The organism is Isoptericola halotolerans, from assembly GCF_013149785.1.
Lineage (GTDB): Bacteria > Actinomycetota > Actinomycetes > Actinomycetales > Cellulomonadaceae > Isoptericola > Isoptericola halotolerans.
In genome coordinates this window covers 768,712-779,915 of record NZ_JABEZU010000001.1, presented here as the reverse complement: position 1 = coordinate 779,915, position 11,204 = coordinate 768,712, and the positions used below count along the sequence as shown (strand labels likewise).

Below are 11,204 nucleotides of genomic sequence, written 5' to 3'. Positions count from 1 at the left end.
GTCAGGCAGGGTCCTTCAGATCGAGGAGCGGCAGGTCTTCCTGGGTCACGAGGCGAGAGGTGACCGCGTGCTCGACGAGCCGCGCGCGCCGGTTGGTCGCCGCCCCGCCGGGCCCGCCGCGCAGGCCCTTGACGCCGATGCGGTCGAGCTTGTCGCAGACGTTGTCGAGCTTGCGGTTGAACCGGGTGGTGGCCCACCCGAGCCGACGTGCCGCGTCCGCGCTGGACGGGATCTCGCTCAGCCCGGTGCCCTCGCGCCGCAGCATGGGTTCGGACAGCGCGACGATCAGCTGCTTCTGGCTGATGGTGAACTGGACGGCCCCGATGGTGGTGTCCCCGGTGGCGGGCTCCTCGGCGTTGACCTCCGCGTACGGGGCGTCCGTGAGGGTGGCGGTCAGCTCGTACGTGGTCGGGCCGGCCGTGAAGACCACGGACGTCGTCGGGAACACGACCGGCAGGCGGTTGCCGGGCGGCAGCCAGGACTGGACCCCGCCCCGCTGGTCGCAGACCGTCGCCGCGACCGCGGAGCCGATGTTGCTCAGCCACCAGATCCCGTCCTCCCGGGCGAACCGGAGGAAGCGGCGGTGCAGGTAGAGGTTGTCGTCGATGGCGAGGTCGCCCTCACGCCCGACGTCGAACGGCTCACCGGGCTCCGGGTGGAACCACTCGCCGCAGAACTCGATCGCCAGCTCGCTCATCTCTCCCCCGTCCTCGTCGTCATGCCTCGTCGGAACCGACGCACACCTGCTCGGCCTGAGCGGACTGCTTGCCGTCCCGCACCACGACCACCTCGACGCAGACGTCCTGCGCCGGGTCGGCGGGGACCCGCACCGTCGTCTCGCCGACCTCCTGGTACGGCGACTGCCCGGTCAGGGACAGCTGCCGCCACCCGTAGACGTCGCCCTCTCGCGTCTCGCGAGGCGGCTCCCAGGTGACCACGACCTCGTCACCGGCGACCTCGGCATCCAGTCCACGGACAGGGGGGACGTACCCCCCGACCGCCTCGACCGGGTTGACGTCCGTCGGTCCGGCCTCCGGCTCGACGTCCTGCGGCCCACCCGTCCCGGTGGACAGCCACCAGACGAGGGCGCCGACGCCCAGCAGCCCGACGGCGCCGCCCACGAGAGGCCACCACGCCCGTCGTGACCGCGCGTCGTCGTCCCCGCCGTCGTCCGGGGTGCTCGACGCCGGCTCCGGCGCCCGATGGACCGTCTCGTCCAGGGGGAGGGCCCACTGCGACCCGCCCTGGACCGTGGGCACCGAGCCAGGGCCGGAGCCCACGGACGCGGATCCACCGACCGACGGCACCGGCGGGCCGCCCGCTACGGGTACCGGACCGCCCGGGACCACAGGGCTCGCCGCCGAGCTCGCGGAGACCGGCGAGCCGGCCGGGGCCGGCGATGCCGCTGCACGGGGCTGCCCGGCGTCCGGCGGCGCCTGCCCGGGGTCGATCGCGGTGATCCGGTTCATCCGCGTGCCGTCCGCGGCGTCGTCGTCCTCGGCGTGCACCCCACCGGACTCGTCGAGGATGTCGATCGGCGTCATGTCGCGCGCCAGCTCGACCTGGACCTGCTGCATCGCGCGGGCGAACGCCAGGGCCGTCGGGTACCGCGACGACGGGTGCTTGGCCATCGCGATGCGGAGCACCCGTTCGAGGGAGTCCGGCACGTCTCCGCGACCGGTGCCGGGCAGCGGGGCCGTCGCGATGCGACTCATGAGGTCGGCAGACGCGTTCGACCCGCCCGGCACCTCGAACGGCGTGCGGCCGGCCAGCAGCGTGTAGCAGGTGGCACCGAGGGCCCAGACGTCCGTGGCGATGCCGCTCACCGGCGGGTCGCCGAAGGACTCGGGCGGCGACCACGGGATCGACATGCCCTCGGCCACCGACGCCGAGTCCACGGTCGAGGAGATGCCGAAGTCCGTGAGCACCGGGTGCCCGAACTGGGTCACCAGGATGTTCGCGGGCTTGATGTCCCGGTGCAGGATCCCGAGCCGGTGCGCGGTCTCGACCGCTCCGGCGATCTGGATCGTGGTGCGCATCGCCTCGGCCACGGAGAACCTCTCGCGGCGGTACCGCGACCCCAGGTTCGGCCGCGAGCAGTGCTCCATCGCGAGGTACGGACGGTTGTCCGGGGCCACCCCGGCCTCGAACATCGTGACGATCGAGGGGTGGTTGCCGAGCGTGGCCATGAGGTCGGCCTCGGCGTCGAAGGCCGCCCGCTGCGTGTCGCTGGACCACTCCTTGAGGAGCACCTTGACGGCGACCTGCCGCCGCGGACGGCGCTGCTCGTACAGGAAGACGTCCGAGAACCCGCCGGAGCCGATGAGCTGGCGGAACTCGTAGCCGGGGATCTCCGGGGGCGCCGACGGCGCGCGCTTGCTGCTCATCCGCGCCTCACCAGATCCCCTCGAACGTCAGGGTGACGCCGTCGCCGAGCTCGACCACGTCACCGTCCGCGACGATCTCCTTCTGGTGCGGGTGCAGGCGCCGCGGCTCCTGGCCGGGACGCAGCAGCATCGTGCCGTTGGTGGTGGCGAGGTCCTCGACCAGCACGTGCCACTCCTCGAGCGTGACCTCGACGTGCGACCGCGAGATGTCGTGCTGGGGGCTCGTGACGGTCACGAGACGCGGGATCCGGTCCGCCGACGTCGTCGACGTGCGCGGGCGGCGCCCCACCACGACGTCCCGGTCGAGCTCGACCGCCTGGCCGCCGTCCACGTCGATCGTGCCGCCCGTGGCCACCCCGGAGGAGACGAGGATGCGGCCCAGCAGGGGACGTGGCACGAGCCGCGGGTCACCGTCGAGCGGCGTGCGACAGGTGCGGCAGAGCTCCCGCGTCGGGGGGTTCGGGTGGCCCTGCGGACAGGTCAGGGCCAGCACGTCCTGCGCCCCGGGGGGTGCCGGGACGCTGAACTGCGGGACGTCCCCGGCGGCCTCGCGCAGCGCCGCGAGCTCGCCGGACATGATGGTGTGGCCGTCGTGGTCGTCGAGGCCGTCCTGACCGGCGTCCACGCTCGGACCGGCCTGCGGTGCGGAGTCGACGGCTGCCGCCCGGGAGACGGCACCGGGGGTGCCGGCCAGCGGCGACGACGGCGGCGGCCCACCAGCACCGGGCACCTCGGCGATGAGCCCGTCCCCGGGCGCGAGATCGGGCTGCGAGGGCGCGTCCGGTGCGAGGGTGAGGGACGAGACGGGAGCGGAGGGCACCGGCTCGACGGCCGCCGGCTCGACGGGCGGCACGGCGTCCGACGGTGCGTCGTCATCCTCCTCGACGACCCGGACGGCGGCGTCCTCGACCCGGCGGAAGACGGTGTCGCCGAAGAGGTGCTCGTAGCCGTCCCCGTCGTCGCCCAGCATCGTGTTCTCGGAGACCCCAGGATCACCCGGACCCGGCTCCGCGTCCGCAGAAGCGACCGACGCCCCGGCGTCGCGGGCGGGGTCGGCGTCCGTGGAGCCCGGCGCGGCGGCGGGCGCCACGGGTTCCTCGGCGGGGCTCGCCCCCGTCGGCACCGGGGGCGCCTCGACGCTGCCGACGATGGTCTCCTGGCTGAGCGGTGCGTCCGACGGCGCGACGAGCGTTCGCTGCCCGGGGACGGGCCAGGTGCCCGGGTCGTCGGGCGTCTCCAGGTCCGGCGCGGCCGGTGCGGCAGCGGTGGTGGTCGACGCGTGCTCGTGCTCACCGCAGCGCACCGTGGACGCCCGGACCACGCCGCCCAGCAGCGGCCACACCGGGGCGGCGCTCTCCGCACCGGCGCTGCGCACGTGGATCCCCGTCGCACCCTCGACGACTCGTTCGGCCCACATCAGCACGTCGGCACCCGTGATCTCTGCCTCTCCGTCGTCGGTCGTGACGACGACGGAGGCCGCCGTGCCGCGCACGGCGACGCGGGCGGTCCGCCGGGACGCGTCCCAGGTGGCCACCGCGAACGGCGGGATGTCCGTGAGGGTGCCCGAGACGTGGGCGAGGACCCCGACGACGGCGACCACGCCGCCGGACGGTGCCCCGGCGTCGCCGTCCGGTGCGCTCGCGTCGGGCAGCACGGCCCAGACCCGGTCGACCAGCTCGGCGCTCACCGGCTCCGGAAGCAGCACCACCGTGTCGCCGCGCACGATCGCACGGGCGGTGCCCTCGGTGTACTCGGCGGTCGTCATGCGTCCTCCTGTGCTCGTGGCGAACCGTCCCGACCTGGGGCCGACGCACCGCTCGGCACCGTGTCCTCGTCCGGCTCCCAGGCGCCCCGCGGGCTCGTGACCGTCCGGTCGGCGTCGTTCCCGCCCGTGACGTCGACGACGACGACCGTGATGTTGTCCCGCCCCCCGGCGGCGATCGCCTCGTCGACCAGGCGGGCGGCCGCCTGCTGCGGGTCCGCGTGGTCGAGCAGCACCTGGGTGATGCGCTCGTCCGTGAGCTCGACGGTCAGCCCGTCGGAGCAGACCAGGAGCCGGTCGTCCAGGACCACCGGCACGTAGCGGAAGTCCGGGGCAGGCGTCTCGTCCGCCCCGAGCGCCCGCGTGACCACGTTCCGGCGCGGGTGCCGGCGGGCTTCCTCCTCCGTGAGCAGCCCCGCGTCGACGAGCTGCTGGACCTCCGAGTGGTCCACGCTCACCTGGTCCAGCGTGCCGCCGGACAGCAGGTACGTGCGGGAGTCACCGACGTTCACGAACAGCCAGTAGGGCACGTCGTCCTGGTAGGCGACCACCGCACCGGTCAGGGTGGTGCCGGCGGCGCGCCCCCCAGGGCCCGTGTCGATGCCGCGGATGCGCGCCTGCGCCGCCGTGACGAGGCCGACGACGACGTCGGGGTCGACCCGGGTGACGTCACGCAGCGGGCTCAGTGCCTCGAGGGCCAGGGCGCTCGCGACCTCCCCGGCGTCGTGACCACCCATGCCGTCGGCCACGAGGAACACACCGTCGCCCGCGAGGAAGCCGTCCTCGTTGACGCGGCGCCGGAGCCCTTCGTGCGTCGCGGCACCCCAGCTCAGCACGAGCTCGCCGGCGGTCATGCGCCGCGTCCCGGGTGGACGACGACCTGCCGGTCGCCCACGTGGATGGTCGAACCCATCGGGACGCGGACCCGTGCGCCGGGCTCCGCCACCCGGGGCGGCAGCCCTGCCGCCGAGATGACGGTGCCGTTGGTGGATCCCCGGTCGGTCAGCCACAGGCCCGCGGAGTCGACCCCGAGGTCGGCGTGGTTCTTCGACACGGACCGGCTCGGGTCCTCGATCCGGATGAGCAGGACCTCCTCGCCGGTGGCGGCGTCCGGGTTCCGGCCGATCCGGGCGAGCCGGTCGACGGTCTGCCGGGCGCCCGACTCGAGCTCGAGCTCGACGGCTGCCACCGGCGCGGGCGAGAGCGCCTGGCGCTGAGCCGGTGCCTGCATCCGCGTCTCCCCGAACGAGGTGTGCTCGGAGGGCAGGGCGTCGGGCGCGGCGTCCGGGGCCTGGGGGGCGGCGTCCGGGGTGGCCTCGGGGGCGACGGCGGGAGCCGGTGCCGGGCTGTCGCTCGTCACGCCGGGCACCCCGGTGATGAGGCTGTCGGCGACGGGCGGCGACGGCGCCGCCGCGGCGGGCGCTCCGTAGGTACCCGCGCCGTACGCACCCGAGGGCCCGGCGAGCCCGCCGACGGCGGGTGGCACCGTGGGTGCCGGCGTCGGGAGCTCGGCCTGGTGGGGGGTCGGGTGGACCACCGGGTAGGTCGTGGGCGCGGGAGTCCTGGGCGCGGAGGCCTGTGACGCCGTCGCCGACGGTGCCGCAGCCGCTGCGGTGGACCTGGCGCGGGCGTCGACGACCACGGCCTTGGCGGCCTTGTCGTGCCAGCCCTGCTTGCGACCGCTCGCGTCCCACAGGGGGCTGAGCAGCACGACGAGCTGGCCGATCCCGAGCACCAGCGACCCGGCGGCGACCACCAGGTACCGCAGGAAGGCCCGGCCCACCCCGATCGGCATCCCGTCGTCGGCACCCTGGACGCGCATCCCGAGCATCAGGTGGCCCACCGTCCGGCCGGCACGCCCCTCCCAGACGAGCTGGAACACCCCGTACCCGAGCAGGACGGCCAGCGCGACGCCCAGCACGGTGAGGATGGAGCCGAGGACCGCGGCGAACTCCGGGTCCTCGGGCGTGTACACCCCTGCCGGGAGGTCGACGAACGCGAAGCCGACGCCGTAGACGGCCCCGAACAGCAGCCCGGCGATCGCACCGTCGATCAGGTGCGCGACCAAGCGTCGACCCACATGAGCGAACGAGGGTGTCGCCGCCGGCTCCTCGGGAGGCTGCCGGTAGGAGGCCGGTACCTGCGTCGCCGTCACGTGCTCGGGCTCCGTGGTGCCGGTGTGCATCATCGAGACGGGGTCGCCCGGGTCACCCCCGCCGTGCGCCTGCTGCCCGAAAGCCTGCTGGACGCCGCCCCGCGGGCCGTCCGGAGAGATCTCCACCGGTCGCCCGGTGCGCGGGAACTCCTGCCCGCACACGGCACAGTACGGTGCCCCGGCACGCTGGCCCGACCCGCAGCCCGCACAGACCACGTCGCTCATCGTCTCTCCTCGCTCCTGCCCCAGCGGCTGCGCGCGCGGACGGAGCGCAGGGAGAGCGCCGCCCGGAGCCGACGACCCCGTGGCACCCCTGCACGCATGCCGCCGACGAGCTGGTCGATCTCCTGCCAGTACCCTTCGGCGTCCGCGACGCTGGACTCGCCCGCCCCGAAGACGCTCGCGTCCGCGCGGTGGGCGACAGCGAGCGTACCGGGTGCCTGGTGCGCCGTGGCGATCAGGTCGGCGCTCTCCCGCCGGGTCGCCGAGGCCGGCACGGTGCTGCCGAGGTCGGTGGCGACGTCGACGACCTCGTGCCAGCCCCCGCTGAACCGCGCGGTGAGCTCGTCGGCGGACCGCCGTCGGGTCCGTCGTCGCGCCTTGAACGCGAGGATCGCGACGATCGGGCCCAGCACCAGCAGCAGCGGGATGCCCACGGCCAGGACGATCAGGCCGAAGCGCGCCCAGTCGAAGGCCTCGTTGTCGACCTCGTCGTCCTTCTCCTCGTCCTCGACGCTGCCGGACCGGGCCTGGTCGGGCTCCTCGGGAGGTTCGGGCTCCTGCAGCACCGGGGGCTTGGGAACCTCCTCGGACTGCGGTTCGGGCTGGATCTTCGGCTGCTCCTCGGGAACGGCCTCGACCGGTACCCAGCCGTGGCCCTCGAACGGCACCTCGACCCAGGCGCGGACGTCGCTGCCCAGCACCGTCCACGGTTCACCGGGTTCGTAGCTGCTGTCCTCGGTCGGCGCGAAACCCATCACCACGCGGGCGGGGATGCCCGACTGGCGTGCCATGAGCGCCAGGGCGACGGCGAACTGCTCGTCGTCGCCCACCATCTTCTCCTCCTGCACGAGCGTGTCGATCCGCTCGGCGGAGTGACCCGGACGGGAGGGCAGCTGGCCCTCGAGCCCGCTCGACAGCACGCCCGAGGACGCCAGCAGGTCCCGCAGGAGGAAGAGCTTGGTCGTGGCGTCGGTCTCCTCACCGGTGAACTGCACCGCCTTGCCCGGCAGACCGGCCGGGACGGCGCGGTCCTGGACCGGAGGCAGGTCCGCCTCCGCGATCGTCGACCGACGCAGCTCCTCCTCGTCCGGGAGGTCCTGCACCACCGCGTTGAGCGTGTAGGAGTCGCCGGGGCGCAGCCCCGCGGTGGTGATCGCCGTGCGCGTCGCCGAGTTGTAGTACGTCGAGGCGTCCTGCGCGGCAGCGTTCGGGCCGCTCCAGCGCACGCCGGTGAGCGCGCCGACCTCCGGCACCCACACGCCGTCGTACCCCGTGACGGAGACCGTGACCTCGACGGGCTCTCCCGTCGCCGCCGTCGCGATGTGCTCGCCCACGCGGCTGTAGACACCGGTGTCACCACCGTCACCGGAGGCGTCGAAGACCACGCCGTCGTACCGGTCGAGCGTCGCCAGGCGGACGCGGCCGTCGTCCGGGAGGTTCTCGAAGGTGAACAGCTCGTCGGTGCGGCGCTCCTTCACGTAGTGCCGGAACGCGACGAGCGGGCTCGCGTACTGGTGCAGGTCCAGCGGTGGCACGATCGTCTCCCGCAGCACCGTGCGCGGCTGCTCCGGCATGATCGCGGGCGCGACGAACGCCGCCGTGAGCGCCGCGGCACCGAGGATCGCCGCACCGGTGCGCACCCGGTACCAGCGCAGGCGCCGGATCGCGGCACTGCTCGACTCCGTCGCGATCGAGTGCGTCCCGACGCGTGCCTCCATGGCGCGGACCCCGCCCCAGAGCAGGCCGACCAGCGCGATCACGCCGCCCTGCAGCACCGGCAGGGCCTCGTCCAGCGTCCCGAGCAGGATGACCGCGACGAACCCGACCACGACCGGGGCCAGGGCCCACACGGCGTGCCGGGCGCGCCACGCGATCGTGCCGGCCACCAGCGCGACCACCAGCATCAGCAGGTACGGGACGACGGCGAGGTCCGGGAACGACTCGAGAGGCGGCGACGTCGTCACGAACTGCTTCCAGCCCTCGACCGCGCCGACGAGCAGGTCGTGCAGGGTCGTCAGGCTCGGGAGCACACCGAGGACGGCCGCGCCGGGCAGGGCGAAGACACCGCCGAGCAGCAGGTAGCCCAGCACCGCCAGCCCCGTGACGGTCACCGCCGAGAAGCGGCGCCAGGCTCCCAGCCAGGCCACGCCCAGACCCACGACCAGGCCCCCGACGGCGGGCAGCAGGTAGCCGGGCGAACCCCACGCCGGGCCGAACCCGACGGCCACGGCGCCGAGCAGCACGAGCAGGGCGGCCAGGTCGACCAGCGCGGGCGCCGTCGTCGCCCGGGGGACCGCGTCCTGGTGGCGCCGGGTGGTGCCCCGCCCCGTGCCGGTGCGGAACTCCTCGCGCGCCTTCGTGTCCTGCCGGGCGAAGCCCCCGCCGCGGGTGGTCTCGTCGTTCATGCGTCGCTCATCTTCTTCAGCGCGAGGGGCAGGTCTCCGAGCCTGCCCAGGGTGAGCACCCCGACCTCACCGATCGTGTGCCGTGCCAGGTTGGCCCCCGGGACGCACTGGATCGCCATGACCGTCACCCCGACGGGCAGGCGCGCGGACGCGGCCCGCAGCTCGCTCGGGGTCACCTTGCTGCCCACCACGAAGGCGATCACCGAGGCGCTGGCGGCGCTGGACCCGACGCCGCGGGCCAGGTCCACCAGCTTGCTGCGGGACGGGATCGCCTCGATGCGGGAGAGGTCGTCGAGGAGGCGGGTGTGATGGTCGCCGCGCAGGCTCCCGGTGTGCACCAGCACCGTCACCCCGCGGTCCTCCTTGATCGCCTGCAGCCCGAGCGAGCCGCACACCGACACCGCCAGCTCGAACTCCTCGTCGTCCGCGTAGTCCTGGGCCCGGGTGGACAGCAGCACGGCCAGGTGCGACCGGCGCGTCTCCTCGAACTGCCGCACCATGAGCGTGCCGGTACGTGCCGTCGTCTTCCAGTGGATGTGGCGCAGGTCGTCCCCCGGCACGTACTCGCGCAGCGCGTGGAACGAGATGTCGGAGTCCGTGAGGTCGTTCGTGGCGCGACCCTCGAGGTCACGGAGCAGCCCCGTCGAGGAGCTCGCGAGGCTCTTCACCGCAGGGTGCACGTACAGCTCCTGCTCGTCCGTCCACGTCACCTCGCGGCGCAGCAGGCCCAGCGGGTCGGCGCGGACCGACTTGACCGGACCGACCGTGATGACGCTGCGGCGCCGGGTCGGGATCCGGAAGATCTCCTCGTGCGTCGCCCCGCCGCGCATCCGTGGCACGGGGAAGGCCGCCGTGCCGCGCCCGACGGGCAGCTCCATGACGGACGGCAGCAGCGGCCGGGCCGAGCTGTTGCGCACGTCGAGCCGCCCCACCGCGGGGTCCCCGACGGTGACCCGCGACTGGGTCAGGCTCAGCGTGACGTCGTACCGCAGCCGGCCCAGCACGAACACGATGGCCGCCACGAGCGCGACCGTCAGGACGATCGCCGCGACGAGCACCTCGAGCCAGCCGAGCACCAGGCCGGCCACCCACGCCCCGGCCGCGACGACGAGCACCGCGACGCCGAAGGTGCTGAACGCCTGGGTCAGCGGTGCCAGCACGCGCAGCAGGGTCGCCCAGGCGTGGCGCAGCGTGGCGACGGCCGTCGCCCACCACCTCCCGGTGCGCAGTCTCGCGGCGGCGACGCGCGGCGCCGCCCGCCGGGGTGCTGAGGTCGTCATACGCCGGCGCGCTCCTGCGGTGCCGCCACGTCGGACAGGATCCGCGCGAGCACGACCTCGGCCCGGGCGCCGGTGAACTCGGCCTCGGGGTCGAGGACGAACCGGTGCGCCCACACCGGCTGGGCGAGCTGCTTGACGTCGTCGGGCAGCACGTAGTTGCGTCCGTGCGCCGCCGCCCACACCTTGCAGCAGCGGACCAGGGCCAGCGCACCACGCACCGACACGCCGATCCGCGCCTCGGGCGCGTTGCGGGTCTCCTCGGAGAGCCGGCTCACGTACTCCAGCACCGCCTGGTCGGTGTGCACCGTCGCGGCGAGGTCGGCCATGTCGGCGACCGCCTTGGTCGTGATGATCGGGTTCAGGGCCGCGCTGCGGTCGCGGGTCGCCGCCCCCGAGAGGATCTCCACCGTCGAGGCGTGGTCCGGGTAGCCCACCGACGTCTTCATGAGGAACCGGTCGAGCTGGGCCTCGGGCAGCCGGTAGGTGCCCGCCTGCTCGATCGGGTTCTGGGTCGCGATCACCATGAACGGGCGGCCGACGTCGTGCGCGGTGCCGTCGACGGTGACCCGCCCCTCCTCCATCACCTCGAGCAACGCCGACTGGGTCTTGGGCGAGGCACGGTTGATCTCGTCCGCGAGCACGATGGACGCGAAGATCGGCCCCGGCCGGAAGTCGAAGGTGCCTGTCTTCTGGTCGTAGATCATCACGCCCGTCACGTCGGAGGGCAGCAGGTCCGGCGTGAACTGCACGCGGTTCTGGGTGCCCTGGACCGAGGCGGCGATGGCGCGGGCCATCGCCGTCTTGCCCGTGCCCGGGGCGTCCTCCAGCAGCAGGTGGCCCTCGGCCAGCATGCAGGTCAGGGCGAGGCGCACCACGGGCGCCTTGCCCAGCACCGCCAGGCCGACGTTGCCGCTGAGGCGGTCGAAGGTCTGGGCGAACCAGGCCGCCTGCTCGGGGGTCATGGTCATCTCGTGTTCCTCTTCCGTGACATGC

Annotated in this window: 8 protein-coding genes; all 8 read right to left on the bottom strand. The window is 74.1% G+C overall.

From position 1 onward, the window contains the following. Window position 1 precedes the first annotated feature (1 nt). The 8 genes from HDG69_RS03680 to HDG69_RS03645 are packed head-to-tail and all read right to left on the bottom strand — an operon-like array spanning window position 2 to window position 11,179. Entirely contained in the window at window positions 2–697 is a 696-nt protein-coding gene (locus tag HDG69_RS03680; RefSeq protein ID WP_171782403.1) for a hypothetical protein, read from the bottom strand. A 19-nt stretch (window positions 698–716) separates the two neighbouring features. Next, entirely contained in the window at window positions 717–2,387 is a 1,671-nt protein-coding gene (locus HDG69_RS03675; RefSeq protein ID WP_171782402.1) for a serine/threonine-protein kinase, read from the bottom strand. A gap of 7 nt (window positions 2,388–2,394) precedes the next feature. Next, complete coding sequence (locus HDG69_RS03670) at window positions 2,395–4,152, bottom strand: FHA domain-containing protein (protein ID WP_171782401.1); 1,758 nt, start codon at window positions 4,150–4,152, stop codon at window positions 2,395–2,397. Further along, window positions 4,149–5,003 carry a PP2C family protein-serine/threonine phosphatase gene (locus HDG69_RS03665; RefSeq protein WP_171782400.1) on the bottom strand — a complete coding sequence of 285 codons (855 nt, stop codon included), beginning with the start codon at window positions 5,001–5,003 and terminating at the stop codon, window positions 4,149–4,151. Before HDG69_RS03665 ends, HDG69_RS03670 begins: the two co-directional genes overlap by 4 nt. Then, the gene (locus HDG69_RS03660; RefSeq protein WP_171782399.1) at window positions 5,000–6,529 is read right to left on the bottom strand and encodes an RDD family protein; all 1,530 of its coding nucleotides are present in this window, start codon (window positions 6,527–6,529) and stop codon (window positions 5,000–5,002) included. Before HDG69_RS03660 ends, HDG69_RS03665 begins: the two co-directional genes overlap by 4 nt. After that, window positions 6,526–8,931 carry a transglutaminase TgpA family protein gene (locus tag HDG69_RS03655; RefSeq protein ID WP_171782398.1) on the bottom strand — a complete coding sequence of 802 codons (2,406 nt, stop codon included), beginning with the start codon at window positions 8,929–8,931 and terminating at the stop codon, window positions 6,526–6,528. Before HDG69_RS03655 ends, HDG69_RS03660 begins: the two co-directional genes overlap by 4 nt. Then, entirely contained in the window at window positions 8,928–10,211 is a 1,284-nt protein-coding gene (locus tag HDG69_RS03650) for a DUF58 domain-containing protein (RefSeq protein ID WP_171782397.1), read from the bottom strand. Before HDG69_RS03650 ends, HDG69_RS03655 begins: the two co-directional genes overlap by 4 nt. Next, complete coding sequence (locus HDG69_RS03645) at window positions 10,208–11,179, bottom strand: AAA family ATPase (protein WP_171782396.1); 972 nt, start codon at window positions 11,177–11,179, stop codon at window positions 10,208–10,210. Before HDG69_RS03645 ends, HDG69_RS03650 begins: the two co-directional genes overlap by 4 nt. Window positions 11,180–11,204 lie beyond the last annotated feature (25 nt).